The following is a 25,789-nucleotide window of genomic DNA, read 5'->3' on the forward strand; positions in this document are numbered from 1 at the left end:
ATCACGCCACCACGCCGGCAAGATCAGGAACGGACCACAACCGGTACACACCACCAAGATTCAGGACAGGCACTAAGATCCTGGAAAACGTGTTGCCGGTCCCCGTGGTCGCCGCCTGACCCCTCGGTGTGCTCCTACGCTCCACTTGCATAGGTGGTGACCTCCGCCCAATCGGGCACCAACGACTGATTTCGCGAATCATGGGATTATGAGATTCCCGGATACTCGTCTGTAGACATCCACCGACGTCCACCGACGTCCACCGGTCTAGGTCAGACGGTCGCCGGTTCCATGGACGTCCACGTTCGTCCACGCCACTCGGCCAGCTTGGCTGCCAGCGTGGCCGCCATAGGCCCGAGGAGTGGTCACCGCGCGGCATGATCGCGACCTGCCTTCGACTCGGCATCCCCGCGATCAGCGGATGAAGATCTTCGTCGGCAAGTCGACCCGTACCGCAGGTGCGCCAGCACCGAGGAGCGGAAGCGGCGCGGCAGCTCGCCTGTGACCCCGGCAGTTGGCGAGGAACCGCCATAGAGCAGCGGCTCTGCGCTAGGTCACTTTGTTTCGTTGGCGTCTGGGACGTTAGCGCTGCTTTGCCCCTGGTCTGCTTGCGCGCTGGCCGGCATACCAGGCCTTGATGTCACTGGGGCCAGCCTGCCCGGCCCCTCCTTGCCAATAATGCTCCGCCAAATAGAGATGATCGCGCCAAGGACGTCTACTAAAATTGCGGAGGTAGCAATCGCCACTGTTTCTTGTGAAAAGTTTCGACTTTGAAATATAATCCACGCACAGATAATGACCACAAACATCATTAGAAAAATTGAAGCCGCAGCCATTACTAGTCGCATGGCATCCCAGATTCTGTCCTGAGATTTCCGGCGCTCAAAGACCTCTATTTGCTGGCGCAGCGCCTCGTTCTCGAACATGTAACGAATACGATCGTTCATCGTAGCAGGCTCTGGAGCTTGTTGATTTTCGGGAGATTGAACGGCGCCCGGTGCTGGAAGTCCGGCGTTGCTAGTCATGCGCCGGCCCCTCGTGGTCAGTTGAGCTACTCGGACCGCGGCGGAGGGAGCGGAACGAGAGTGCGATTGTCTCGACCAGAATGGTAGCCAAGACGCCGATGGCTACTCCCGCAGCCGATGAGCCATGCCAGCTGCGCAATAAGAAGACAAGAATGGAGAGAATTCCAAGAATTACGACCGGCACCAAAAACAGTACGAGAAATGTTAGCGTCTGTCGCGAGCGAGTCTGCCGCCTGCGATACCAGTCGACCTCTTCGGCGTTGAGGAGTCGGCGGTTAGCATCAATGGCTCTAATTTGGTTGTCGAGGTCAATCTTAGTTCCGTGGAGCGGCTTCCTTCGAACTGCGGATACTATGCGCTCCAGCGCCAGATGGTTGTCGGCACCCCGGACGTATTCGACGCCTTGTATGTAAGCAAGGAGTGGGGGTATCTCGGAGTCATCCGTGAAGACGGGTATTACAACCGGACCCGATTCCTGGATCGTTCTTGCAGTGGCGAAGGCGGCCTCTGTTCGCGCCCAGTGACTGCGCATGTAATCCTTTGAGAGGATAATCACGATCGCGTCAGCTGTTTCGATCTGTGTCGAAACTCTCGCGGACCAATTGTCGCCTGGCGCAACATGATCGGCGGCGAGCCACGCATTGATCGAGTTCTGCCTAAGGTATGCCGCAATCTCGCGCGCAATGTCGACGGTTTCGCCCGTATAGCTTAGAAAGACGTCCACCCTCACCCCCGTCGCGTGATCGTCCCGCAGTTGTTCCGCCTTGGCAAGGGGGCGGTCAAGCCGATATGAGGAGATGGCAGCCCAGATGCGACGCTCCGGCGAGCATGGCGCGCCAGCGCCACGCGCAGCCGCCGCGCGGCGCGGCCAGTCTGCTTGATCTCAAAACGAGCAATTCGGCAGGTGGCGGCCTCGTTGGTCGCGCCTCGCATCTACGGGCCGGTGAACGTGACCGTGTGGCGGGTGCTCCAGCGGTAGGTGTGGCCCTCGCGGCGAAGTTCGAGGAGGCTCACGCTGGCGACGGGGACGACGATCGCTGGCTCCTGACGGAGTTCGGTGAGACGGCGGATGACCTCGCCGGCGGGTGGGGTGGCGTTGCAGTAGGTGACGCTGACGTGGGGCTTGAACCTGGCGGGTTCCGCGGGAACCTGGTCGGCGCCGAGTTCGTCGGCGATGGCCTGGCGTAGGCGCTCGCGGACTTCGGCAACGGGATGCCAGGGGGCGGCCCGTAGGAAGGTGCCGCCCGGGTACGAGGCGATCGGGCCGATCGTCAGCGTGAACGGGGCGATGTCCGCCATGCGGGCGTCGGCGTTCTCGCCGATCCGCTCGGCGGCCTCGGGGCTGACCTCGTCGGGGAAGCCGACTCCTTGGACGGTCATGTGGATGCCGTCCGGGGGAACCGGGTCTAGGTAGTTCAGGTCGGCGAGGGCCTGCTGGTGGTGGGCGATGTGGTCACGGAGGGCTTGGTCGTCGAAGACGAAGTACCACGTCAGGTAGTTGCGTCCTGGCCGGTGGCCGGGGCGCCAGTACCAGTGGTTGGCCAGCTGCTCGGTGCGCTGGAAGATTTCCCAGTCTTCGGCGTCGACCTGGTCCTCGTGGGAGTGCGGCACTCCGTCAGGCTAGAACCGGGGCGATTCAGGCGCTGGGGACACGCCAGGCGGCGACGGCTTCGGCAACTTCGGCGATCTCGGGTACGTGTGCCCAGGGGGCGGCGCTGGTGACGAAGTCCTTGGCGCGGCTGGCCACGATCTGCGATCGCAGCTTCGCTCCGACGGTCAGCGCCTCGGATACCAGGACTCCGGCGCGGTCGGGCTCGGCGTTGCGGTCGGTCAGGTAGGTCAGGCTCGCGTCGACCAGCGTCAGCGCGTGGCTGGCGGCCGAGTTCGATCGGGCGAAGATCGGGATGGCCTCGTCGGTGAACTCGCGGACGCGGTCGACGGCGCCCAAAGCGAGGTAGGCGCTGGCGGCGTTGCCGGCGAGGCGAGCGGCGCCGAACGGCTCGAACGACAGGAAGTAGCCGACCGGGTCGACGTGGTCGGCCCGAGCGTGGGCTGCAAGGGCGCGGCTGACCGCGTCATCCACGCCGCGACGGTCGCCGAGCTTGCCAAGGGTGCGGGCTTCGCCGCTGATCGCTAGACGGATGGACGCGGGGCCTCCGGCCGCGTAGCGCTGGCCGTCGCGGGCGTAATCCAACGCCTGCTTGTAGCGGCCGGCGTAGAAGGCAACGAAGCTCTGCGTTCCGCGGACCCATGCGGCGAGGTCGCGGTTGCCGGCGGCCTGGGCGAGGCTCATCGCCTCGTTGCAGTAGGCGCGGGCGAGCAACTCGTTGCCCAGGTCGAACGCGAGGTAGCCGAGCAGTCCGGACAGCTTTCCGGCAACGACGTACAGGTCACCGCGGTAACGCGGGTGCTGGTGGCCGCTCATCAGCTCGGCGACATAGCGGCGCTGGCGAAGCGCGGTCGGATACGCGGTCGCGGCGTCGGAGCTCTCGTACCGGCGGCCGATCAGGTCGACGCTCATGTCGAGCTGCTGAACTGCGGACTCGTTGACGTTGGTCGCGGCGAACAGCTGCATCCGCTGGGTGACCTCGTCCAGCTCCTCATCCGCGGCCAGGACCACGGTCGCGGCCGTCGCAGCAAGAACGATTCGACGGTCTGGGCCAGTGTGCTCGGCGGCGGCTGGTGGCTCATGCACCGCGGCCGGCTCGGCGAGTCCGAGCAGCGCGCGGGGAATGTCCAGGCCGCTCGCGAACCGCTCGTACATATCCAGGCTGGTGACCTGGCGCTTTCCTCGGATGATGTGCGAGATGTGCGACTGCGGGACCTCACATGCCGTGGCGATCTGAGTCTGGGTCGCGCCGCTCCACCGTTGGTAGATCTTCAGGAAGGCGCCGATATCTCTGTTGGCCAGGGCTTCCGCGACTTCGGGGCGATGCCAGAAATCGGCCGGGGGGACGGGGCGCGGGCGGCGTGGGGTCATGACGCGGGCCTTCCGTGCGGGCGGCGTATCCCTACCGTGTCGGTGGCGGCACTATGCGGAAGTGTAGCCACCCTTCGTATACGCCCGTAGCTCTTTCCGCTGCGCTCGCGTCGCCGAAAGGCTGGGCGACAACCCCGCCGTGTGGTGCATGACGCGGGGTGACATTCGCTCGGCACGGATGATGGGAAGGGCCGGATGACACCTGACCTCGCAGAACACGACGATGCGGGCCGTGGGCTCGATGAATCGGCAGAAGATCCAGCGGCCTCGGCGGGCACCGATACGGATACGAAGGTGCGGCGACCGGAGACGCCCGGTGTCGTCGCGACCCCGTGGGACGGGCAGGACTGGGCCTTGGTCGTGGCGTCGGGCTCCGATCTCGCGGAGTTGTACGACCAGATCGCGCGGCTTCCGGCAGGGCTCGCGTTCGCCGAGGCGTTCGGGGATGTCGATCTGGTCCTCGTCTACCGGCCGGCGACCGAGCCTCCGTCCAGCGCTGGACTGCTTGACCTGCTCGCGGCTGGGGCGGTGGAACGCGGCGGGGCGCTCGTCGGGCCGGCTGGGCCGGATGGGCTCTCGGCCGGCGATCGTTACGTGACGGCGGCAGAGCGTACGGCGTTCGCCGACGGGCAGGCGGACGCCCTCGCTGCGGTGAGGCGCGTGCTTACCGGGGTGCTGGAAGTACCGGCGGACCACGGCTCGGTGGCCCTGGCGTCGTAGCGGCCTCATCCCGGACCGCCAGTGGGCCGGACCTGACGGGCGAGTAAACCCGCAGGTCCGGCTCTCGTCGTTCCCTGCGGCGGCATGCACACCGCCCCCACGCCTGGCGGCCGATGGCTCGTGCCGTGGGTGAGCGCTCGTGTCCTGGCGGAGCGGGGCCGCGGGTGTTACCTGCTACAGGCGGTTCTCGATGCGGTCGATCTGACGCTCGATGCGCAGGACCGCGGCGAGGAGCTGCGCGGCTGTGTCCGCGGGAATCAGCCCGGCGGCGTCGGGATCGGAGACCAGGACGCGCAGCAGGTGGTTGTCGGGCCAGCCAAGCGCGCGGCAGATGGCGGCGAGGGTCTCGTTCTGCACGCGGCGCCCGCCCGCTCCACGCTGGAGCACGCGCACGGTCGCGACGGATACCCCGGCGGCGTCGGCAAGCTGCTGCTGACCGATCCGGCGCTCGGCCATACGGCTGTTGAGCCAGTTCGCGACGGCGAGCCAGTCTTCGCCGTCGACCGGTCCGCGCGCGGTGTGCGGCTTCGCCGGTCGGCTGTCTGTCATCTCCATGACGCAAGCCAACCCGGCTTTTGTCGCCAAAGCAAACAACATCGCGATTTATACCATGACGTCATACACAGGCGCATAGCAGGTTGGCGAGCGGTTCACGAGCGCGCATGGTTAGGACACACCCGATGTGTCCGGATAGCCGGATGTCGGGTCTTTCCTAGCGGAGGTGTGCGACTGTGGCGATTCCTCGCCGGATTCCGATCGCGTTCGCGGACGCGTTCCCGAACGGTGCCTACGTGCTCGGCGTAGAGCAGTCCAACGATTTCGAGAAGTCCCGGCCGGGGGCGCCCCCGGTGCAGGAGCGTGACCGTGACACGGGCCTGCCCATGTGGGTCGTGCGGATCATGGATGCGGATCCGACGGCGCGGACCGCGGAGTTGAAGGTGAAGATCGCCGCTGAGGTGGCTCCAGTGATGCCGGACCCGATCCCGGGGACGCCGTTTCGGCCGGTGGAGCTGGACGGTATCCAGGTGATTCCGTGGGTGGACTCGAACGGGGCGCGGCCGAAGCAGATGTTCGCGCTGCGGGCCTCGGGCCTGCGTCCGGCGTCGCCTGCGGCGGGCCGGCGGGGTTCGGGGGCTGCGGCGTGAGCGGTCGGACGGTCAAGTCGCGCACCCGCCTGTCGTCGCACCTCTCGGTGTGTGGCGGGGCCTCGGTCCACCTCAACGTCTACCCGGAGCGGTCCCCGATCCTGACCCTGACCACGGGGGACGTCTCGGTGACGATCGCGATGTCGAACACCGACCTCGACGCGACGGCGATGCAGTTCGTCCGTGAGCTCGCGGACGCGGCGGCCCGGTTCGCCGAGGACTGCACCCGCTTCGCCCTCAACGCCGACCCGGCGGCGGAGCTGGTCCACCCGCCGACCGGACTGGCCGCGCCCTCGTCGGCGGGTCGTTCTCGGGGCTCACGCGCCGCTTAAGCACGTTTCTCACGGGCGTCCCGGGGCCGCCGGCCTGACATAGACGTCGGCTGCCCCGGGACCTGCCCCGCATTTCTTCTCTTCCTTTCTTGCCCTTGGCTTTGCCCTGCCGTGAAACGGGTGGTATTTGTCATGCGCAGAATCAACGGGGATCGCCGTTTCCCGTCGCTGCCAGCACGTCACGACAAGATCCGCATACCCCTGTGGTGGATCGTCGTCGGCATGCTCGGCCGCCTCGCCGGCCGCTGCCTACTCGTTGTGCTGCGGCATCCGGTCGCGGTCGGCGTGCTCGTCGTGCTGACGGCGTTCTGCCGCCAGACCGGCGTGCTCGGCCTGGGTGCGCTCGCCGGCTTCGTCGTGCTGGTCTCGGCGGCGTGGCGGCTCGCGCATCGGGCGTCGTTTGACCGGGCGGCCTGGTGGACCTGGGGACGGCTGCGGCTCGTGGCCGTTTACCGGCGGAAGTGGCGGCCGGCGACGTTGCATTGCGGCCTGGCGATCCAGATCCCCGCGTCCAACGCCGAGACCGTCAGCTTCGACGAGTATTTCCCCCGCATCCGCGGCTTCCGCGCGTCGGTCGCGGTCGAGTCGCTGCGCGTCGAGCTGCTCCCTGGACAGACCCCGGAGCAGTGGGCAGAGCAGGCCGAGGCGCTGCGCCACGTCTACCGGGCGCGGGCGTGCCGGGTGCGCTGCGATCAGGTCGGGTTCGTCTGGCTGGATTTCTACCGCCGCGATCCCCTCGACAAGACTGTGCCCCCGGCACCTGTCGACGGCCTGGGCGGACCGGACGGTCTGGAGAACCTGCCGATCGGCCGGCGTGAAGACGGCGGCCCGTGGTTGCTGCCGCTTCGCGGTTCGCACGTCCTGGTAGCGGGTGCGACGGGGTCGGGTAAGGGGTCGGTGTTGTGGTCGCTGATCCGCGCGCTCGGTCCGGCCGTCGCCGCAGGGCTCGCGGAGCTGTGGGTGTGCGATCCCAAGGGCGGCATGGAGATGGCCGCGGGCGCGCCGCTGTTCGCCCGGTTTGCCTACGACCTGCCCTCCATCGCCGATCTCCTCGACGACGCGGTCGCCCGGATGCAGTCCCGCGCGGACGGGCTACGCGGCGTCGCCCGGCTGCACACGCCGACGGTCGGTGACCCGCTGATCGTGGTCCTGGTCGACGAGATCGCGGCCCTGACGGCCTACGTGACAGATCGTGATCTTAAGCGGCGGCTCTCCGCGTCGCTGGGCCTGCTGCTGTCCCAGGGCCGCGCGCCGGGCGTCGTCGTCGTGGCCGCGGTGCAGGACCCGCGCAAGGAGACGTTGCCGTTCCGTGACCTGTTCCCGGTCAGGGTCGCGCTGCGCCTGGTGGAAGCCGAACAGGTTGACCTCGTGCTCGGGGCCGGCGCCCACGACAAGGGCGCGCGCTGCCAGGACATCCCACCGAACCTCCAGGGAACCGGCTACGTCGCGGAAGACGGCGGCGGCGACCCGATTCGCGTGCGGGCGTCCTGGCCGGACGATGCGGAGATCCGCCGGACCATCGACCGCTACAGCGCTCCCACCGCCGGTGCCATCGCGGTTGTGCGCCCGGTTCCAGCACGCCTGGTACCAGCGCGCGGGGCGCTGGCCGGGCCGACGATCGCCCCCGACATCGCGGACATCCTGCGGTCCCGTGGCTTCGGGCACCTCCTTGGACTCGACGGACCGGCTCGACGTCGGCGGCTGGCCTGGCCATGGCGCAAGGCAGACGGTCCGGGTCCGAACCGTGGCCCGCAGGCGGGCTGGGTGCCTGATCTCGACCGGCCGGCGGATGGCTGGTTGCCCGATCTCACCGAGTACGGGAACCCCTGGAACGAGAAGTGACCGCCATGGACCAGGGCGGCGCCGACTCCGGTCAGACGACCGGCGAGGAACCTCGGCCCGGATCGCGGGCGGCGCGGATGCGGATGCCTCTGGCGCGTCAGGTCGTGGAAGCGGTCGCGGCGCAGGAAGGCGTCTGTATGCGGCCGGTGGCGTTGCGCCGCGTGGACCTGGACACCGGCGAGACGACGATCGTCCCGGCTCCGTGTGGCGCGACGCTGGCGAGCAAATGCCCACCGTGCGCAGAGCGAGCGCGCCGGCTGCGGATGGCGCAGTGCAAGACCGGCTGGCACCTGGACGACGAACCGCTACCCCCACCCGACCCGCCCGACGATGAAGCCAAACAACTCGGCCGGCTACGCGCGGACCTCGAAGCGATCCGCACCGACGCAGAGCAGGCTGGCGACACGGACGGGGTCACCGATGCGGACGAGATGATCGGGCAAGTCGACGAGCACCTCACAGACCTTGGCGTCCGGGGCAAAGCGGCACCGGACGACCGGGAACGACCTCGGCGGACACGATCGACCCGGCGGCGCCAAGACGCCCCGGACCTGCCCCGGCTGCCGGTGGACAAGCGCACGGTCGGGCGGACCTACACGGCGCCGGATGGCACGGCCTGGCGGCCGTCGATGTTCCTCACCCTGACGTGTGACACCTACGGACGGGTGCTCGCCGACGGCACGCCGGTGGACCCGGACACCTACGACTACCGGCGCGCGGCGCGGGACGCGATCCACTTCCCGAAGCTGATCGATCGGTTCTGGCAGAACCTGCGCCGGGCGGTTGGCTGGGAGGTCCAGTACTTCGCGGTCCTGGAACCACAACGGCGACTCGCCCCGCACCTGCACGCCGCGTTCCGCGGAACGGTCCCGCGCGTCCTGCTGCGCCAAGTCGCGGCCGCGACCTACCACCAGGTCTGGTGGCCACCGACCGACCAACCGATCCACCCGACGGGCGGGTCTGACCACCCGACCTGGGATGAGCAGACCGGCGGCTACCTCGACCCGACGACCGGGGCGGAGCTGGTGTCGTGGGATGAGGCGCTGGACGCGATCGGCTCGGACGACGAACCGGCGCACGTCGTGCGGTTCGGGCCGCAGATCCGCGCGGACGGCGTCACCTCGAACAGCGACACCGCCGGTCGGCTGATCGGCTATCTGTCCAAGTACCTGACCAAGTCGCTCGACGAATGCCACGCCATCACCTCTGACCGGCAACGCGCCCACGTTGACCGGCTCGCGGCGGCGCTGCGCTACGAACCCTGCTCGCCGACCTGCGCCAACTGGCTACTCCACGGCATCGCACCCAAGAACGCCCGAGGCGGCCTGGTCCCCGGACGGTGCAGGGGCAAGGCACATCGGCGCGAGACGCTCGGTTTCGGCGGCCGGCGCGTTCTGGTCTCGCGGAAGTGGTCCGGCAAAACGCTGGGCGACCACAAGGCCGACCGGGTCGCGTTCGTGCGCGAACAGTTGCAAGCACTCGGCAAGCAGGCCGACCCCCACAGCCCGGCCGGCGGGCAGGCTCGCGCCGGTGGCTCGTCCGACGGCATGGATGCGCCGCGGGTCGCGTGGGAACTCGTGCGGCCCGGCGACCCGGACGCACCCCGCCGCGAACACCTGATCTTGCATGCGATCGCGAACCGGCAACGTTGGCGCGCGCAATTGGCGCCCCCCGACGCGACGGGGCCGCCCGGCGACGCCCGGCCGTCCGCGGCCTGAGCCGATGTCCGCCCCGCCCCGCGACAGGAGACAACGCCGTGACTCGGCTCCTGCACACCACCGCTGAAGCGGCCGAACAACTCGGCATCAGCCGCTCACGGGTCTACGAGCTCCTGGCATCCGGCGAGCTGGAATCCATCTGCATCGGCCGTCTGCGCCGCATCCCACACGACTCCCTGATCGCCTACGTCGGTCGGCTACGTGGACACGACGGGGAGGCCGCATGAAACCGGGAGCAGACGGGCGAGCACGCGGACCTCCCGCCCGGAGACTGGGGCGGCGCGGGTCACGATCTGTCGTCGTCCGGCGGTCCGAGGTCGGGCCGGTGCTCGGCAACCCAGCGCTCCACGTCCTCGCTGTGCCAGATCCGGCCGGCGGCCAGATCGGCCACCGGCTTCGGGAACGTCGGGTCACCGGCAGCGATCTGACTCACGCGTTGGCGGCTCACGCCGAGACGCTTCCCGATCTCGGCGGCTCCCATGAGGTGGTGCACACGAGAACCGTACTTGACGGTTGCCTACCTCGTGGCGCAGACTCACCTACAAGGTACTAGGCAACCGTCAAGTGTCGAGAACCGATAGGCGGTCCCGGCGGGTGCGCCAACACCCAACCGGGACCTGAGACCCCACCCCTTGCCTTCACAAGGAGCGAAGCCCTATGGGCATCTTCTCGTTCGACGACTCCAGCCTGTGGCGGACCCCCGAAACCGGCCCGGCGCTCGTCCTGGTCACCCTGCTGCCCACGGGCGAGTGTGAGGTGACGATCCACCCCGGCGCGGACGTGGAGGACGTGACCGCGGCGCTCGCGGTCGTCCCAGCTGGCGCGGTGTTCGTCGAGCACTTCAACGACGTCGAAGCGGTCTTGCTCTTCCGCCGCAACCCGGCCGGGCCCCCGGCTCCCGAGAGCGTTCCGCTCGTCCCGGTGTCCCCGCTGGTCCCGGCGGCGGCAGGCGTCTCCCGCCCATAGCGATACCCCTGCCTGCACCACCCCCATTTCTTTTCCGTTTCTCTGGTGGCGTTGCAAGCCGTCGGGGAGGTGGACGTGTCCAGGGTCGGCCGAAGGTCGATCGCGTAGCGACGCGCTAGCGCCCTGGACGCGGCCGGCTCCCCGACGGACCCTCCCCACGCCAGAGAACCGGAACGTTCACTCGCGCCCGGCAGCGGCACCCGCGCCGGCGGCACTCTCCCGTTCTCTTCCGGCAAGGAGCCTGGATCCGTCATGCCCGAAAACAGCTCCGACCCCTCCGCCAGCGACTCAGCGGACTACCAGCCGACGGCGGCCGAACTCGACAGGGCGCGCGCCGAACTGGCCACCTACTCACCCGAGGGCCGGTACTTCTACGCCTGCGGCTCTCTGCGGTACATCGCCGAAGAACTCGTCGCCGGACGCGCGAACGAACACACCATCGCGGCGGCCCGTCACGCACTCGCAATGGCCGCGATCGCGAAGGAAATCCCCAGCGACCAGCCGGACGCTGTCTGATGGCCGCGAAGAAAGGTAGCCGGGGCGGCAACAACGAGGGCTCTATCTACCGGTACCGGAACGGCTGGGCGGGTCAGGTCAGCCTGCCTGACGGTTCTCGTCCGACGTTCTACGGTCCGACGCGGGAGGACGTTCAGGAGAAGATTCGCAAGGCGCTGCGGGCGGTGGAAGACGGTGTTCCGGTCGTCACGACGCGGATCACGGTCGGGGAATACCTCGACCAGTGGGTCACGGTCGTTCTGCCGTCCCGCGTCGTGTCGGGCACGCTCGCCGAGTCGACGGCGGAGTCGTACGCGGACCAGGTCCGGTTGCACCTGGTGCCGATCCTGGGCCATCACGAGCTGCGCAAGCTGGCCCCGGCCCACGTGCGGCAGTGGATGACGCGGAAGCTCACCGAGCCGTCCGCGGCGGGCCTGGCTCAGCGGGCAGCCTGGGACAAGGCCGCGGCCGAGAAGACGGCTCAGCGGGCGAAGGAAGCGGCCGAACGGGCGCCATCCGGCCGGGCACGGCGGAAGCCGGCGACAAAGCAGACTCCCGCGCCGGAGCGGAAGCCGGTCAAGCCGCTGTCCGCCCGGTCGGTGGCCTACGCGCTGACGATCCTCACAGCGGCACTCGGCGACGCAGTCCGAGACGAACTGATCACGCGGAACGTGGCCGCGCTCGTCCAACCGCCCTGCAAGGCAGACGCGCAGGTGCGTTCGCTCGATGAGCAGGAGGCGCGGAAGGTCGTCGCGGTCGCGCTCGTCGACCGGATGGCGCCGCTGTGGCTCGTGCTCCTGGCCCTCGGGCTGCGCAAGGGGGAGGCGCTCGCGCTGCACTGGGATGCGCTCGACCTGGACGCGGGCACCATCGCCATCGTCCGCAAGCAGCGACGGCGGCGTGCCGGTATCGACCCGGAAACCGGCAAACAGCGATGGGAGCTGGTCGAGGACGAGAACCTCAAGACGAGAGGATCAAAGGCCGTTCTCGCTCTGCCTGAAATGGTCGTCGCGGTCCTGCTCGAACACCAGCGCCGGCAAGACCAGGCCAAGCAGGAAGCCAAAGAGAAGGCCGAGAAGCACGGCATTGATGTCGCGGAGCTGTGGGCGGATGACGGCCTGGTGCTCACCACCGAGGCGGGGCGCCCGATCGATCCCCGCAACGTCAACCGGTGGTGGGACGCGGTCTGCGCACAGGCCGGCGTGAGGCGGGTCCGTGTCCACGACCTTCGGCACACCGCGGCGACGCTGCTGTTCCGCGCGGGCGTCGACCTCAACGAGATCCGCGCGCTCCTGCGGCACACCCGGATCGGGACCACGGCCGACATCTATGTCGATGTCCTCGAAGACGTCCGACGCGGCACGGCCAGGACGATGGACGGCATCCTTACTCGCCTGCACGGTCCGGAAGATGTCACGGACCGTGACGAACGGCCGAAACGTTCCCGTGCGCCGGAACGCTGATCGTTTCCAATTGCAGTACGAATTGCAGTACAGACCCCGGAAAGTCCAGAGCCCCGCGCCACCCGTCGGCGGCTGCGGGGCTCTGACCTGCCTCAACCAGCGTGCGCTCGGAGGGACTCGAACCCCCAACCTTCTGATCCGTAGTGCGCTGATTGTCGTGTTTGTCGGTGATGTCTGATGCTGACCTATCCCGCTGCGTCCGGTGGTCAGGGCTTCGCGGTGCCGGTGTGTGCCGGTGTGTGCCAGGCAGGGACGGCGTGTGCGCGCACACGCCGCGCACACCTGGGTCCGTTCACGGCTTCTATGGTGGCGCCGATCCTCGTGGGCCGCCAGCTCAACGGCCGAGTCGACCGCAGTGGCGATCTCGGTGGGTGTGTCGCGGTGGAACATCGGCCCGGAGCGTGCGTCGTCGTCGCGGCAGCCGAGGCCGGGCGGTTCGTCGGCCACGGTTGCGGGCCGGTCTGGTTGGTCTCGCCGATCGGGTTCGCCGTCTCGTGGCAGGTCGGGGGTGTTACCCGATGAATCGCCACGGGGAAGAATCGGCGGTCCCGCTGCGGGAGGACGCCCGTGCTATCGCTGGGAGTCCTTATGCCGCGAGGCTCGTCACCGCGCTGGTCGTGGTGGTTGTGGGGCTGACGTTTCTTTTCGGGTTCGGGAACTCGTTTGATTTGGGTTTGCGGCTGGGGGTGCCGGTTTTCATCGCTCCGTTGGTGGCGCCGGCGGTGGATCTGTCGGTGGTCGGCCTGTTGCTGGGACTGCGTCAGCTGGCCGTGCACGGGGATCCGGCGGGGGTGGGGCGGTCGGCGCGGCGGTTGTTGGTGTTTGCCAGTGTGGTGACGTTGGCTCTGAATATCGCGGAGCCGCTGTTGGCTGGCCGGTATGGCAAGGCGGCGTTCGACGCGGTCGGGCCGTTGCTGATGATCGGCTGGGCCGAGGTCGCTCCCGGCCTGATCCAAGCCATGCACCCGACCAAGACGAGCACGCCACCGCCAAGCCCGCCACCTGCCGACACCGCCATGCCGTCCGATCAGCCGGCGTCATCAACACAGGCCCGTCGGAACGGGCAGGGGAAAACCCCGTCGGAAGGCGGTACGTCGCCTCAGGTCGAGTCGGGGGCTCGGGAGCAGGACCTTCTGCACCGTGCCCGCGCCGAGGACGTCCTGCACTGGCAGCACCATCGGCGCCCTATCTCCGCCGCGACGCTGCGCGATCGACTCCACGTCAGCGCCGGCACCGCCCGCACCCTGGTCGACCAGCTCCGCACCGACACCCACACCAAGATCGAAGACACGGCTGGGCCACCCGGCGAGACCGGCTGAGATCCAGGTTCGGACTGCTGGGACCTGAGAGCCGGGCCGGGGATGGAGGCAGTTGCAGGTCCGGAAATGCCAGAGCCCCGCGCCACCCGTCGGCGGCTGCGGGGCCCTGACCTGCCTCAACCAGGCGCGCACTCCCGGGGAATCGAACCCCGACTTCTCCGTCATCCAGCGCAAGCTCCTCACCCCCGACGACTTCGAGGGCCTGGACGAGCTCGCCGCCCAGATCCTCACCTTCGAGAAGCATTCCAACGCCGCAGCCAGGCCTTTCGACTGGAAGTTCACTCGCACCGACCTCAACCAGCTCCTCACTCGCATCAGCAACCACGACCGGCACTCGCCACGCCCACAAGCCGCATGAGCCCCCGACGAACTAACGGGCCCGCCCACTAGTGTGAACGTGACCAGTCACGCTATTTGTGTCAGCACAGTTGTGGCGGCGGCGACGACGCGCACGGGGGACATGGGCATGAGGGATCGTCTGCTCGAACAGGTGCGGGCGCGGTTGGAACGGTTCGCTGTCGACCAAGACCCGGACGCGGTCCTGGATCAGGAAGCGGTCGCGGAAGTGACAGCCCTGCTAGGCACGGCCGGCAGCCCGGCCACGGACCTGGAGATTGTCCAGGTGGCCGGATGGTTGCACTGGGTACGCTACGAACTCTTGCCCGATGGTGAGGATCAGGCGGATCTCACTGCCGCCCTGACGCTGTTCGCGCCGGTTTACCAGATCCGTCCGGACGCTGTCCCCGACGCAGTGCGCGCCCACTTCGACCAGCGGGGGCACAACGCAGCCGAGACGCCCGCTGCACTGCTTTACCGTGCTGTCGGCCTATCGAGCGAGGCGATGAAGAGCGGAGACCGGAATACGTTGGACGAGGCCATTGGCCTCCTCCAACGGGCGGTGGACGCCATCTCACCCGACCAACCAGACCGCGCCATTGGGCTGTCTGCTCTCGGCCTCGCTCTGAATAGCCGGTTCGAGCGGTTCGGAGAGCTGGCGGACTTGGAAGCCGCCATAAACCTCTACCGGGCCGTCGTGGACGCACTCCCACCCGACCACCCTGGTCGCGCCCCGATGCTGTCTACCCTTGGCAATTTTCTACGGAGCCGGTTTGGGCGGGTCGGGGAGCTGGCGGACCTGGAAGCCGCGATCGACGCTGGCCGGGCTGCAGTGGCCGCGACCTCGCCAGACGACCCCGGCCACGTCATTTACCTGTCTAACCTCGGCCTGGCCCTGCGGAACCGGTTCGAGCGGTTCGGAGAGTTGGCGGACCTGGAAGCCGCGATCGACGCCGGTAGGGCCGCCGTGGACGCCGCCGCACCGGACGATCCCGACCGAGCTAGACGGCTGTCTAACCTCGGCCTGGCACTGCGGAGCAGGTTTGAGCGGGTTGGGGAGTTGGCGGACCTCGATGCCGCGATCGACGCTGGCCGAGCCGCCGTCGATGCCACACCTCCCGGTCACTCCAAACGCGCCGGACGACTATCCAACCTCGGCATAGCTCTGCGGAGCAGGTTTGAGCGGGTTGGGGAGTTGGCGGACCTCGATGCCGCGATCGACGCTGATCGAGCCGCCATAGACTCCGCCCCACCTGACCACCCGGACCGTGCCGGATGGCAATCCAGCCTCGGCTTAGCTCTGCGGAGCAGGTTTGAGCGGGTTGGGGAGTTGGCGGACCTCGATGCCGCGATCGACGCTGGCCGAGCCGCCGTAGACACCGCCCTAGCCAATCACCCCGCATTGCTGTCCAATCTCGGCAACTCCCTACGCCTCCGGTTCGAGCGGGTCGGGGAGCTGGCGGACCTGGACGCCGCGATCGACGTCTACCGGGCCGCCGTGGACACTATCCCACCTGACCATCCTGACCATGCTATGTATCTGTCGAACCTCGGCCTCGCCCTTCGGAACCGGTTTGACAGGGTTGGGGAACTGGCGGACCTCGATGCCGCGATCGACGCTAGTCAGGCTGCCGTCGACGCCACGCCACCGAATCACCCAGACCGCGCCGGGCGGTCAATCAATCTCGGCATGGCCCTGCGGAGTCGGTCCGAGCGGGCTGGGGAGCTGGCGGACCTGGACGCCGCGATCGGTGTCTACCGAGCGGGGGTGGGGGTGATGGGTGCGGCGCCGCGGTGGCGGGCAATTGCGGCGCGTGGCTGGGGACGGTCGGCGGCGGCGGCGGGCCGGTGGGATGAGGCGGTGGCGGGATTTGAGATGGCAGTGAAGCTGCTCGGACGTGTGGCGCCCCGGAGTCTGTCCCGCAGTGATCAGGAGCATCTGCTCGCCGAACTCGGTGGTCTGGGGGCGGACGCCGCGGCGTGCTGTGTGCGGGCCGGGCTGGTCGACCAAGCGGTGGAGTTGTTTGAGCAGGGCCGTGGGGTGCTGCTGGGCCAGGCGTTGGACACTCGTACTGACGTGACCGCCCTCGGCGAGCAGCATCCCGACCTGGCCGCGTCGTTCGCCCGACTGCGAGACCTACTAGACCGGCCGAGCGGCCCGGCTGAGCCCGGACAGCCCGGGCCAGTTGGGCTCGCGGCAGACGGGACGGTCTCCGACCGGCGGGCGGCGGACGTCGCGTTCGAGAAGCTGATCGCGTCGATACGCAAGTTGGACGGCTTCGAGACCTTTCTCGAGCCTCCGCCTGCCGGCGACCTACTGTCTATGGCCAACCAGGGCCCAATCGTGGCCGTGGCCGTTTCACAGTTCGGGTCCTACGCGCTGCTGCTGACCAGCGGCGGGACGCAGGCAGTCGCGTTACCGGAGCTGACCCCGCTTAGCGTCCTCGACCAGGTCGGCGCGTTTCTCGAGGCGTTGGATGATGCCACCTCGGCAACGGCGCGAGGTCGGCTCGATGAGATTTTAGGCTGGCTGTGGGATGTCCTGGCCAGCCCGGTCCTCGATTGCCTAGACCTGACCGGCGCCCCGGCCAGCGGTGACTCGTGGCCGCGGCTGTGGTGGTGCGTCTCGGGGTTGTTGTCGTTCCTGCCGGTCCACGCCGCCGGCCATCACCAAACCCGGTTCGACGCTCAACCCGCAACGGTCCTCGATCGAGTGATCTCGTCCTACACTCCGACGCTGCGTGCGCTGGCTCATGCCCGCCGAACCGTCCCCACGGGCGGCGGTGATGGCGTCGGCCTGGCCAATGGACGGCTAGTCGCGGTTGCTATGCCAAACACTCCCGACGCCCCCGACCTGCCCGGTGCACTTACTGAAACTACCGCTTTGGCAGCCCGGTTCCCCGGTCAGGTTGACGTGCTGGCCGGTGAGAAGGCCACGCGGCAAGCGGTGCTCAACCGGCTGCCGGGTGGTCGGTGGGCGCATTTCGCCTGCCACGGCGCTGCCAACCTGACTGACCCCTCCCTGGGGAGGCTCCTGCTCGCTGACCAGCCGCTGACCGTCCTCGACGTCAACCGTCTACGCATTGACGACGCGCAGTTGGCGTTCCTCTCCGCCTGCTCCACCGCCATGCCCAGTGGACGGCTGACCGACGAGGCGATCCACCTCGCCTCCGCGTTCCAGCTCGCCGGCTACCAGCATGTCATCGCCACCCTCTGGCCGATCGACGACACCGTCGCCGGCCTTCTCGCCGACGAGATCTACAGCGCGCTCACCGATCCGCGCCCGCGCCCACTCGCCCTCGCCGTGCATCAGACCGTCCGATGGTTGCGTGGACTGCAGCCCGACCGCCCGTCCTGGTGGGCCTCCCACATCCACAACGGCATCTGACCCGTACCGGCCTCCGACACTCGCAATGACGCGCAGAGGCCATGTAACTACGAGAAAGGCAAACCCCGATGGACACCGAGGCGACCCTCGCGGCCGGCCGTGCGATCCAGCCGCGGCTAAAGGACATACTCGCCCCGGCTGCTGCTGCCGACGCCGCCGAACGCTTGGACGAAATCCTCGCCGCCGACAGTAGCGAGCCCGCAATGACGGCCGCGGCCGTGCGCGCGCTGCTTGACGAGCACGACGACACCGCACGGTTCCTCCGAAGGTTCCTCGACGATCCCAGCTTCCGGACGCTGCTGGAACCCGACGGCGGCCCACTGAATGAGCGGTCCGATGGCATAGATCTGTTGGCGGGTGATCCCGGACCCATCGACGCGGACCTCTACCGCTGCCCACAAGGCGACTACGAATGGGAGCACCTCCAGGCCGGCGAGTCCATCCCCGAGTGCCCTGTCCACCACGTCGCACTGGTCAGGAGCTGACCGGCGGTGATCACCGCGTTCTGGGGGGCCGTCGGTGGGAAACTCGCCGACCGATGGTCCACGGTGACGACCCCGGCTCTGATCTTCTGGCTCGGCGGACTCGCAGCTTGGATCTGGCATCGCAGTAGCCAGCGCCGGCTTGACAGCGACGCCCACTGGCTGACACACCAGGCTGCTGCTACCCAGGTCGCACTTCTGCTCGCGGCGCTGCTTACTGTCGCCGCGAGCGGTGTCCTCGTCACCGTGATCACCGGCCCCGTGCTCCGCCTGCTTGAGGGCTACTGGCCCCGTTGGGCTGGACCAATGACTCGTCTGCTCACCCGCCACGCCCTGCGCCAGGCCGGCCGTGACCGAAACAGACTCCAGGCCGCCCGAGCCCGGTTGCGCTCCCAGCCGACGGCAGCGGACCGTGCCCTCGTCGCCCGGCTTGAGCGCCGCCACCGCCACCGCCCGATCGCCCCCGCCGACTACCTGCCCACCCCAGTGGGCAATTTGCTGCGCGCCGCGGAAACCCGCCCCACCATCCGTTACGGCCTCGACACCGTCGTCGTGTGGCCCCGGTTCTGGCTCGTGCTGCCCGAACCGACCCGCCAAGCACTCCTGGCCGCCCGAAGCAGTCTCGACGCAGCTGTCGCCGCGACGGTCTGGTCGATGCTTTTCTGCACCTTCACCGCCCTCGCCTGGCCCGCCCTACCCCTCGGACTCGCCCTCGCCGCGATCAGCGTGACCGTCACCGTGCCGGCCCGTGCCCGGATCTTCGCCGACCTCATCGACGCCACCTTCGACGTCCACCGCACCGCGCTCTACCAGCAGCTGCGCCTCACCCCACCGCCTGGCCCCGCCGACGAACCCGCCGCTGGCCGAGCCCTCACCACGCTTCTCTGGCGCGGCACCTACCCTCCGACACTCACCTACACCCAGCCAGCCAACCCAGGTCCCTAAGAACTCTCGAAGCCGCCTTTTAAGGATCTTCGGTTCGGCGGGCTGGGTTGCACTGGCTCACTCGTCGTCGAGCAGGACATCCGACGCGCGGAGCCGTATCTGGCGGAGGGGGCTTGTCGATCTAATTCGACCCCCGTTCGCCCTAGACACCAGGACCTCGGCGCCGATCACTTCGCCAGACGAGATCCCGAACGCGCCATGCGCCGCATGATCAAGCAGGCCAGCAGCCTCGGCCTGACCATCCGCTTCGAACCGATCGGGGTCGCCTGAGGCCCTCCGGCAACCTAATTTCCTATCAGGCCCAGTCAAGTGATGCCCGCGCCGCCGGGCTGGGTTGGCCGGAGGAAGCGCGATCAGCACTAACTCGTCCCGTGGGCTGTCGCGCTGGGCGCGAGCCCAAGGGCGGCGGCCGAGCCATCGCAGGTGTGATGGGTAAGGCGCCTCGCTGGTTCAGATGCCGTTGTGGATGTGGGAGGCCCACCGGGACGGCCGCTCAAGATCCAGATTGCGCAGCCAGCGGGCAGCCTGGTGCAGCGCGGCAGCGGGCTTGCCTGGGGACGGACCACTAAGATCGCTGTAAATCTCGTCGGCGAGGAAGGCGGCGACGGCGTCCTCGACCGGCCAGAGCGTCGCGATCACGTGCCGGTAGCCGGCAAGCTGGAACGCGGAGGCGAGGTGGATCGCCTCGTCGATCAGCTGCCCGCTGGGCATGGCGGTGGAGCAGGCGGACAGAAAGGCCAGCTGGGCGTCGGGCAGGCGCAATTTACTGATGTCCAGCACGGTGAGGGGCTGGTCGGCGAGTAGGAGGCGGCTCATGGAGGGGTCGGCCAAGTCGGTGGCGCCGTGGCAGGCGAAATGCGCCCAGCGGACAGCTGGTAGCAGGTCGAGCACCGTCTGTCGGCTGACCAGTTCGCCGGTGACCACGTCTACATGGCCAGGGAACCGGGCCCGCAGGCTGTTCGCTTCGGTCTCCGCGCCGGGTAGGTCGGAGGCGCCTGGGGTATGGGGCATGGCGACCGCGACCAGCCGGCCTTCTGCGCCCAGGCTGACCTGACCCGCCGCGTCCGTGGGGCCGCTGCGCCGTGCGTGGTCTAGGACTCGGATGGTAGGGGTGTAGGAGGAGATCACCCGGTCGAGGACCGTGGCGGGGTGGGTGTCGAACCGGGTGTGGTGATGGCCGGCGGCATGCAAGGGCAGGAACGACAGCAGTCCCGAGGTGCACCACCACACCCGCCGCCACGCGGCGCCGTCGGCAGGTGGGCTGACGAAGCCGAGGCGGTCGAGAATCGGGCCCGCTAGCACATCCCACAGCCAGCCGAGAAGTTCCCCAATCCGGGTCTGTACCGCAGAGAAGGTAGCGTCGGACAGTGTGCTGAGGAAACCGGTCACCTGGTCGTAGAGAGCTTGGGGGGTCAATTCGGTCAGCGAGACTGTTTCCACGTGGCTGCTGTTCAGTAGCAGCGCGTACGACCCGAACTGCGAGACCGCTACGACCACGACCGGGCCATCGGTGGAGGTCGTGAGCAACTCGGCGATCGGCGGCGGCCGAAGGAATGTGCTAAATCCTGCCAGCGAACGGATTGACGTGATTAGTTCCTCGAATGCCATCCCCGCCGCGCGCTGGTTGGCGCCGGCCGTGTCGTTGCCAGGTGGGGTCTGACTTTGCGGGGGCGGGTCGTTGGCCCGGTCGAGGACATCACGCAGATGGATGAAGGAGGTGGCCAGTTCGGGGTGCTGTTCGGTGAGCGCGGTCAGGTCGGTGCGGGTGTCCAAGGCTTGGCCGAGGAGCACTCCGCGGCCCTGCTCGAATAACTCGACGGCCCGCCCGACCATGCCGGCTCGCACACAGCAGGCCGCCGCGTCCGCGGCCAGGTTGCCGATTCCTGCCAGGATATGCTGCTGATCCGGACGGGTTAAGTGACGCGGCGCTATGTGACCCAATAGGTTTATTGAAGTTTGAAATCCATCTGCCGCGTCTGCCCAGCGTTTGCCCATCGCCGCGCTAAGGCCCCAATAGCGGGCCGCTACCGCGCGCGAGCGCGGCGACGCTTCCTGAACCTTTGCAGCCGCGCGGCACGCCTGGGTGGCTGCGATGAGGTCGGGCTCGGAACCTGTTCGTTCGAAGCGGCTTCCCAGAGCCATGCCGAGGTTCAACAGTCGGCCGCTACGGTGCGGGTCATCGGCCGGGCTCGCAGTCACTGAAGCCTGGCTAGCCACGATGGCAGCATCGAGGTCGGATTGAGAACCCGTCTTTCTGAATCGGAGCTGAAGAATATTCCCGAGATTGTTCAGGTGATCTGGGTAGTGAGGATGGTCGGCGGATGCCGCGTCCAGAGCGAATCGGACGGTCTCAAGGGCCTCGTCTGAGTCATCCTGGGTGCCTAGAAGACCGTAACGTGTTGTCAAGGCGACCCCTAGGTTCGTCAGATAGGAAGCTCGGTCGCGATTGTCCACGGATGTAGCTGCGACGGCGCCTCGGCCCGCTTCGACAGCGGCGTCTAGGTCAGACCTGGCGCCAGTCCGTTCGAAACGGACTTGTAGAGCGAGCCCATGATTCGACAGGTACGTTGCGTAATTGGAATGGCCGGTAGGAGTAGCCGCGACCGCAGCGTCGCTGGCTTCGATGGCGGCATCTAAATCAGAAATGGCCCCGGTCCGCTCGAACCGAATACGCAGACCGGCTCCGAGATTCGCCAGATACATGCCAAGGTCCGGATCATCGGCAGAACTTGCAGCCACGGCAGCCTTGCACGCTTGCATAGCGGCGTCCAGGTCTGCCTGGGACCCTCTGCGCTGGAACCGGGTGTGCAATGCGGCGCCGAGGTTGGACGAAAGCATGGCTCTTCTGGCGTCGCTGGCGTCGATTGCAGCCGCGGCGGCTTCAGCGGCCTCGACAGCCTCGTCTAGGTCATTAAGATTTCCGGTCTGCTCGAATCGCGTACGCAACATGCGACCCAGGTTGGAAAGCGGATTAGCACGACGCGGGTCATTGATCGGCATTGCCGCGATAGTCGTCCGGGTGGCCTCGATGGCCTCCTCCAAATCAGATCGAGAACCGGTCAGATCAAACCGGAGGTGAAACATCTCACCGAGATCCGAAAAATTAAAGCCCCGACTCGGGGCGTCGTCTGGGGCTGCCGCCAGAGCGTCTCGGTGGGCCTCGATGGCAGCGTCCAGATCAGATCGAGAACCGGTCAGATCAAACCGGACGTGCAGCACCCCACCGAGATTCGAAAAATACATGCTACGACCCGGGTCGTCGTCTGTAGCCGCTGCTGTCGCTGCGTCAATTGCCTTGATGGCCTTGTCCAGATCGGTAGCGGCACCAGTCCGCTCGAATCGTGCGCGCAGAAGACCTCCGAGGTTTGATAGCCGCATGGCGCGATCTGGATGGTCGGTGGGAGTTGCCTCGACCGCCTCCCGATGCGCATGGACCGCAGCATCTAGATCGGCCTGATCGCCGGTCCGCTCGAATCCGTCGTACAACGCAAAACTGAGCTCCGAGAGCCTTATCGCACGGTCAGGGTAGTCGGAGGGGATCGCCGCCGCCGCGGCACTGTGTGTTTTGATAGCAGCTCTCAAGTCGGACTCGGCACCTGCCCGCTCGAACCGAGCCTGTAACGCGAAGCCGAGGTTGTATAAGTTCATAGCCCGATCGAGGCTGCCTGTGGGGGCAACTCTTACGCCGGCTCGCAAGGCCTCGACGGCGGCGTCCAGGTCGGACTTGGCGCCGGCCAGCTCGAATCTGGTGCGCAATGATAGACCGAGGTTGCTCAGCGCGGCGGCTAGGCGTGGATGGTCAAGCGGACTGAGGGCTACGGCAGCCCGGCCGGCCTCGATCGCGGAGTCAATGTCAGACTGGACTCCTGACTGTTCAAACCGGATCTTCAGCGCGACGCCGAGATCGGACAGATAAACTGCTTGATTGGGATCGTCGGGTGGGCAGGCAGTCAATGCCTGATGGAGAAATGTGATTGCGGCATCGAGCGCGCCCCGGTCGCCCGATCGCTGCGCCATATCTAATCGCACGGCGGCGTGGGTTGCTAGCACCTCGGGCGTGCTGGGCGGCGTGGGAAGACTTTCACTGAAATGAACGCGAACCTGGTCGGGAACCGCGTCAGGTCGGTCCTTATACACATGCGCGAAGAAGGTCAACGCCGCCGCGAGGTCCTGCTGATCGTTCCCATCGTCGAGTAGCTGGTAGCGCATCCAGTGCAGCCAACCGGCCGCGTGAGCGATCTCAATGTCGTCACTCAAGTCAGAGACTGACTCGACCATCGCCTCGACGTCCGCAACGGCGTCCGCATCCAGTACCGCGGCCCGGTCTTGGCTGCTCGAAAGCCGTTGCAGCCTGGCTCGGACCCGACTGAGCTGTCGCTCTCGCATCTTCGTGGCCCCCTCGTGCATCATTCATTCTATTGTGAGTGCTCGGGCCGGCATCGTCGGCGCCGGGTCGGCACGTTGGGTGCGAGGGGAAGGCGAGGGGCGCAGGTTGGGCCACCTGACGTCGGCGGCGACCGTCACCAGCTCAACGCCGGACGTCACCGTCGAAGAAGAAGGCGGCCGAGATGTTCGTCAGCCGCGGGGAACTGCTCCGGCGTCGCCTCGCTGTCGGGCAGAAGGGCGTCGCCGCGACCCCAGGCCAGTACTCCGGCCGCAGTGGGCTGACGATCATCGCTCGCGAGGACATCCGTCATGGGCCGCTCCGTGGGCTGGACTGACTGCTCGTCGATCTGTGTCATGCCTGCATGACGACAGACGGTCGCGCTATCGGTTCGGAACCCCGGACGGTCATCAACCGCGCCTCCGAGCTGCGCGCTGACAAGCGGCCGACGCCGGCCGACCTGCGTGACTCCGACGGCGACCCAGGAAAGCCCTCTTTGTGTCGGAGGTGGGACGGGACGGTTAGCAGGGTGTGCCTGTGTAGGGGCATAGCGTCGGGTCGAAGTCCTGGGCGAGTTCGCTTATGAAGGTTTTGGTCGTGCTCCAGCTCGGGTCGAGCCATCGCGCGATCACAAGTCCGGTGATCCGTAGGACACCCTGGGCCTTGAGCGCGGCCGAGGCGGACTGAAGATGCCCGCCTGTCGTCCAGGTGTCGTCGAGGAGCAGGACGTGTGACGCCGTCGTCGGCGGAGCGGTGAAGTGGGAGGCGTTGAACGCGCGAGCGTCGTCGTCATAGTTGTTGGCGGTCACTTGGACGTGAGGAATCCTGCCGAGGACGCCAGACGCGATCCGTGCAAGAGGGTGCTGCCCGTTTCTCCCCGCGAGCGATGGAACGTATGCCCACGCGTCTGGGTGGCTCCCAGTGCGGGTCGCGATGCAGTCCCAGTGCGCGGCGACTGCGTAGGTCAGGAGGGAGGACACGAGTTCGTAGCTCGCCGCCCCGTTGGCCTTGTAGGCGCGCATGGTGCGGCCTGCTTGGCTGTCAGGCCAGGCGTAGGTCATGAAGCCGAGGGTGTCTGCGAGTCCAGCGGAGCCGGCTCGACCATGGCACTTGTAACAGTCCGCGTAACCCGGGTTTGGGATGCCGGTGCAGGTTCTGCAGGTGACATTCGGTGTCCAACGGACGTTTCGCAGGAAGGCACTACCGGTGCTGACGATGTGGTCCCGGAACGTGTCCAGTGCGGCCGCGCGGCTTGGCATCAGAGGGTGATCTGGCCGAGCGCCGCTCCGAGCTTGCGCGGCCTGGCGACGAGTTCGCTGACTATGCCGGTCAGGTCCTGCAGAGACGATGCGAGGTAGACGTCGGGGCGACCGACGAGTTCCTTGCCCCACTCGGTGGTGCTGATGACAAGGTCGGTGAGGATCACCGGGCGTCCGTGCTCGACAGCCATCCTTGCTTGTATCCGGGCGCCACTGTTCTCTCCGGCCTCGACCACGACCGTCGCGATGCCGTAGCCAGACATGATGGCGTTACGCATCGGGAAATTGTGACGCTGCGGCGGGGCATCTGGCCAGAACTGGGACAACACCAGGCCGTCACGGGCGATCCGAGCCTGGAGCGCCCGGTTGGCCACAGGGTAGTACCGGTTGATACCAGTGCCGATGACGGCGACCGTCCGGCCGCCCGCGCGGAGCGCAGTCTCATGGGCGGCTGTGTCGATGCCCGCGGCGAGGCCCGCGACGACGGTGACGCTCATGGCGACGAGCGCTTCACTGATGGACCTCGCTAGTTGCAAGCCGCGCTCTGAGGCCTTGCGTGAGCCCACCACCGACACGGCGGCGTCGCCATCGACGCGATGCCCGCGGGCGAACAGGAAGGGTGGGGCCTGTTGGATGTCGCGGACGCGGGCGGGGTAGCGGGCGTCCGCGATCGTCCAGAACTCAAGTCCGTCGGCGAGCCAGGCCTGCACGTCGCGGCGAGCCTCCTCGAGGTGTGCGGCACGTTCGCCGGCGTCGACCACGCTCGCGTCGGTGAGCTCTGCGCGTGCAACGGAGGCGGTTCCGTGCTCAAGGACCGCACCAGCGAGCTGGAGCCAGGTCAACCCTCCTGGACGCTCTCGAAGCAGGGCAACCAGCTCGGTCTGCTCGTCGACGCTAGACCCCACCACGGCGTCAGCGTAGTTGAGCCGCCTTGCGGCGCGAGGCAGCCCGCTCACGAGGAGATCAGACATACGGCTGATCGTAGGTGGG

24 protein-coding genes are annotated in these 25,789 nt (G+C 67.6%); 15 read left to right on the top strand and 9 right to left on the bottom strand.

Annotated features, from left to right (window positions below; translation table 11 throughout):
* Positions 1-554: 554 nt before the first annotated feature.
* The 4 genes from I6A60_RS13635 to I6A60_RS13650 all read right to left on the bottom strand — a co-directional run bounded on the left by I6A60_RS13635 (position 555) and on the right by I6A60_RS13650 (position 4,005).
* A complete protein-coding gene (locus I6A60_RS13635; RefSeq protein ID WP_203014143.1) occupies positions 555-1,025 on the bottom strand; it encodes a hypothetical protein in 471 nt (156 codons plus the stop codon).
* Complete coding sequence (locus tag I6A60_RS13640) at positions 1,018-1,755, bottom strand: toll/interleukin-1 receptor domain-containing protein (RefSeq protein WP_203014140.1); 738 nt, start codon at positions 1,753-1,755, stop codon at positions 1,018-1,020. Before I6A60_RS13640 ends, I6A60_RS13635 begins: the two co-directional genes overlap by 8 nt.
* Positions 1,756-1,958: 203 nt before the next feature.
* Entirely contained in the window at positions 1,959-2,636 is a 678-nt protein-coding gene (locus I6A60_RS13645; RefSeq protein ID WP_203014137.1) for a 2'-5' RNA ligase family protein, read from the bottom strand.
* Positions 2,637-2,661: 25 nt separating this feature from the next.
* Positions 2,662-4,005: a helix-turn-helix domain-containing protein gene (locus I6A60_RS13650; protein WP_203014134.1), complete on the bottom strand. Its 1,344-nt coding sequence runs from the start codon at positions 4,003-4,005 to the stop codon at positions 2,662-2,664.
* 294 nt (positions 4,006-4,299) lie between these two features.
* Here I6A60_RS13650 and I6A60_RS13655 point away from each other — a divergent pair, with 294 nt between their 5' ends.
* Positions 4,300-4,725: a hypothetical protein gene (locus I6A60_RS13655; protein ID WP_307873669.1), complete on the top strand. Its 426-nt coding sequence runs from the start codon at positions 4,300-4,302 to the stop codon at positions 4,723-4,725.
* Positions 4,726-4,899: 174 nt separating this feature from the next.
* Here the strand turns inward: I6A60_RS13655 and I6A60_RS13660 are convergent, their stop codons facing one another.
* On the bottom strand, positions 4,900-5,322 hold the full coding sequence (locus I6A60_RS13660) for a helix-turn-helix domain-containing protein (protein WP_374113497.1): 423 nt from the start codon (positions 5,320-5,322) through the stop codon (positions 4,900-4,902).
* 134 nt (positions 5,323-5,456) lie between these two features.
* Between I6A60_RS13660 and I6A60_RS13665 the strand changes: the two genes are divergently transcribed.
* The 5 genes from I6A60_RS13665 (at position 5,457) to I6A60_RS13685 (ending at position 9,989) form a co-directional block, all read left to right on the top strand.
* On the top strand, positions 5,457-5,870 hold the full coding sequence (locus I6A60_RS13665; protein ID WP_203014128.1) for a plasmid replication, integration and excision activator: 414 nt from the start codon (positions 5,457-5,459) through the stop codon (positions 5,868-5,870).
* Positions 5,867-6,202, top strand: a complete 336-nt coding sequence (locus I6A60_RS13670) for a hypothetical protein (RefSeq protein WP_203014126.1) — start codon at positions 5,867-5,869, stop codon at positions 6,200-6,202. Before I6A60_RS13665 ends, I6A60_RS13670 begins: the two co-directional genes overlap by 4 nt.
* Positions 6,203-6,334: 132 nt before the next feature.
* Positions 6,335-8,044, top strand: a complete 1,710-nt coding sequence (locus I6A60_RS13675; RefSeq protein WP_203014124.1) for an FtsK/SpoIIIE domain-containing protein — start codon at positions 6,335-6,337, stop codon at positions 8,042-8,044.
* A 5-nt stretch (positions 8,045-8,049) separates the two neighbouring features.
* Positions 8,050-9,762 (top strand): replication initiator, encoded by a 1,713-nt coding sequence (locus tag I6A60_RS13680; protein ID WP_203014173.1) that lies wholly within the window; start codon positions 8,050-8,052, stop codon positions 9,760-9,762.
* 38 nt (positions 9,763-9,800) lie between these two features.
* Positions 9,801-9,989: a helix-turn-helix domain-containing protein gene (locus I6A60_RS13685; protein ID WP_203014122.1), complete on the top strand. Its 189-nt coding sequence runs from the start codon at positions 9,801-9,803 to the stop codon at positions 9,987-9,989.
* Positions 9,990-10,048: 59 nt separating this feature from the next.
* On the opposite strand, the gene I6A60_RS13690 is transcribed toward I6A60_RS13685, so the two are convergent.
* Complete coding sequence (locus tag I6A60_RS13690) at positions 10,049-10,243, bottom strand: AlpA family transcriptional regulator (RefSeq protein WP_203014170.1); 195 nt, start codon at positions 10,241-10,243, stop codon at positions 10,049-10,051.
* 176 nt (positions 10,244-10,419) lie between these two features.
* On the opposite strand from I6A60_RS13690, the gene I6A60_RS13695 reads away from it, so the two are divergent.
* From I6A60_RS13695 to I6A60_RS13730, 8 genes are all read left to right on the top strand, one after another.
* Positions 10,420-10,728, top strand: a complete 309-nt coding sequence (locus I6A60_RS13695; RefSeq protein WP_203014120.1) for a hypothetical protein — start codon at positions 10,420-10,422, stop codon at positions 10,726-10,728.
* 252 nt (positions 10,729-10,980) lie between these two features.
* Complete coding sequence (locus I6A60_RS13700) at positions 10,981-11,244, top strand: hypothetical protein (protein WP_203014118.1); 264 nt, start codon at positions 10,981-10,983, stop codon at positions 11,242-11,244.
* Positions 11,244-12,686: a tyrosine recombinase XerC gene (gene xerC / locus I6A60_RS13705; RefSeq protein ID WP_203014116.1), complete on the top strand. Its 1,443-nt coding sequence runs from the start codon at positions 11,244-11,246 to the stop codon at positions 12,684-12,686. Before I6A60_RS13700 ends, xerC begins: the two co-directional genes overlap by 1 nt.
* 518 nt (positions 12,687-13,204) lie before the next feature.
* Positions 13,205-14,005 (top strand): hypothetical protein, encoded by an 801-nt coding sequence (locus I6A60_RS13710; protein ID WP_203014114.1) that lies wholly within the window; start codon positions 13,205-13,207, stop codon positions 14,003-14,005.
* A 52-nt stretch (positions 14,006-14,057) separates the two neighbouring features.
* Positions 14,058-14,363, top strand: a complete 306-nt coding sequence (locus tag I6A60_RS13715; RefSeq protein WP_238435387.1) for a hypothetical protein — start codon at positions 14,058-14,060, stop codon at positions 14,361-14,363.
* A 108-nt stretch (positions 14,364-14,471) separates the two neighbouring features.
* Positions 14,472-17,729 (top strand): CHAT domain-containing protein, encoded by a 3,258-nt coding sequence (locus I6A60_RS13720; protein WP_238435388.1) that lies wholly within the window; start codon positions 14,472-14,474, stop codon positions 17,727-17,729.
* A 68-nt stretch (positions 17,730-17,797) separates the two neighbouring features.
* Positions 17,798-18,214 carry a hypothetical protein gene (locus tag I6A60_RS13725; RefSeq protein WP_203014112.1) on the top strand — a complete coding sequence of 139 codons (417 nt, stop codon included), beginning with the start codon at positions 17,798-17,800 and terminating at the stop codon, positions 18,212-18,214.
* Positions 18,215-18,220: 6 nt separating this feature from the next.
* Positions 18,221-19,156 (top strand): hypothetical protein, encoded by a 936-nt coding sequence (locus I6A60_RS13730; protein WP_203014109.1) that lies wholly within the window; start codon positions 18,221-18,223, stop codon positions 19,154-19,156.
* 450 nt (positions 19,157-19,606) lie between these two features.
* On the opposite strand, the gene I6A60_RS13735 is transcribed toward I6A60_RS13730, so the two are convergent.
* Positions 19,607-23,566: a CHAT domain-containing protein gene (locus I6A60_RS13735; RefSeq protein ID WP_203014106.1), complete on the bottom strand. Its 3,960-nt coding sequence runs from the start codon at positions 23,564-23,566 to the stop codon at positions 19,607-19,609.
* A gap of 158 nt (positions 23,567-23,724) precedes the next feature.
* Here I6A60_RS13735 and I6A60_RS13740 point away from each other — a divergent pair, with 158 nt between their 5' ends.
* Positions 23,725-23,877 (top strand): hypothetical protein, encoded by a 153-nt coding sequence (locus tag I6A60_RS13740; protein ID WP_203014104.1) that lies wholly within the window; start codon positions 23,725-23,727, stop codon positions 23,875-23,877.
* A 184-nt stretch (positions 23,878-24,061) separates the two neighbouring features.
* Here I6A60_RS13740 and I6A60_RS13745 read toward each other — a convergent pair whose 3' ends face one another.
* Entirely contained in the window at positions 24,062-24,349 is a 288-nt protein-coding gene (locus I6A60_RS13745) for a hypothetical protein (protein WP_203055624.1), read from the bottom strand.
* 449 nt (positions 24,350-24,798) lie between these two features.
* Positions 24,799-25,770 (bottom strand): DNA-processing protein DprA, encoded by a 972-nt coding sequence (locus tag I6A60_RS13750; RefSeq protein WP_203042727.1) that lies wholly within the window; start codon positions 25,768-25,770, stop codon positions 24,799-24,801.
* Positions 25,771-25,789: the final 19 nt, after the last annotated feature.

It is taken from the genome of Frankia sp. AgB1.9, from assembly GCF_016786355.1.
Classification (GTDB): domain Bacteria; phylum Actinomycetota; class Actinomycetes; order Frankiales; family Frankiaceae; genus Pseudofrankia.

Bases quoted from the DNA above. Each gene is read 5' to 3' on its own strand.
- I6A60_RS13635 (WP_203014143.1), bottom strand. From the start codon at position 1,025: ATGACTAGCAACGCCGGACTTCCAGCACCGGGCGCCGTTCAATCTCCC.
- I6A60_RS13650 (WP_203014134.1), bottom strand. From the start codon at position 4,005: ATGACCCCACGCCGCCCGCGCCCCGTCCCCCCGGCCGATTTCTGGCAT.
- I6A60_RS13660 (WP_374113497.1), bottom strand. From the start codon at position 5,322: ATGTTGTTTGCTTTGGCGACAAAAGCCGGGTTGGCTTGCGTCATGGAG.
- I6A60_RS13675 (WP_203014124.1), top strand. From the start codon at position 6,335: ATGCGCAGAATCAACGGGGATCGCCGTTTCCCGTCGCTGCCAGCACGT.
- I6A60_RS13680 (WP_203014173.1), top strand. From the start codon at position 8,050: ATGGACCAGGGCGGCGCCGACTCCGGTCAGACGACCGGCGAGGAACCT.
- I6A60_RS13690 (WP_203014170.1), bottom strand. From the start codon at position 10,243: ATGGGAGCCGCCGAGATCGGGAAGCGTCTCGGCGTGAGCCGCCAACGC.
- I6A60_RS13695 (WP_203014120.1), top strand. From the start codon at position 10,420: ATGGGCATCTTCTCGTTCGACGACTCCAGCCTGTGGCGGACCCCCGAA.
- I6A60_RS13700 (WP_203014118.1), top strand. From the start codon at position 10,981: ATGCCCGAAAACAGCTCCGACCCCTCCGCCAGCGACTCAGCGGACTAC.
- xerC (WP_203014116.1), top strand. From the start codon at position 11,244: ATGGCCGCGAAGAAAGGTAGCCGGGGCGGCAACAACGAGGGCTCTATC.
- I6A60_RS13710 (WP_203014114.1), top strand. From the start codon at position 13,205: ATGAATCGCCACGGGGAAGAATCGGCGGTCCCGCTGCGGGAGGACGCC.
- I6A60_RS13720 (WP_238435388.1), top strand. From the start codon at position 14,472: ATGAGGGATCGTCTGCTCGAACAGGTGCGGGCGCGGTTGGAACGGTTC.
- I6A60_RS13725 (WP_203014112.1), top strand. From the start codon at position 17,798: ATGGACACCGAGGCGACCCTCGCGGCCGGCCGTGCGATCCAGCCGCGG.
- I6A60_RS13735 (WP_203014106.1), bottom strand. From the start codon at position 23,566: ATGATGCACGAGGGGGCCACGAAGATGCGAGAGCGACAGCTCAGTCGG.
- I6A60_RS13740 (WP_203014104.1), top strand. From the start codon at position 23,725: ATGTTCGTCAGCCGCGGGGAACTGCTCCGGCGTCGCCTCGCTGTCGGG.
- I6A60_RS13750 (WP_203042727.1), bottom strand. From the start codon at position 25,770: ATGTCTGATCTCCTCGTGAGCGGGCTGCCTCGCGCCGCAAGGCGGCTC.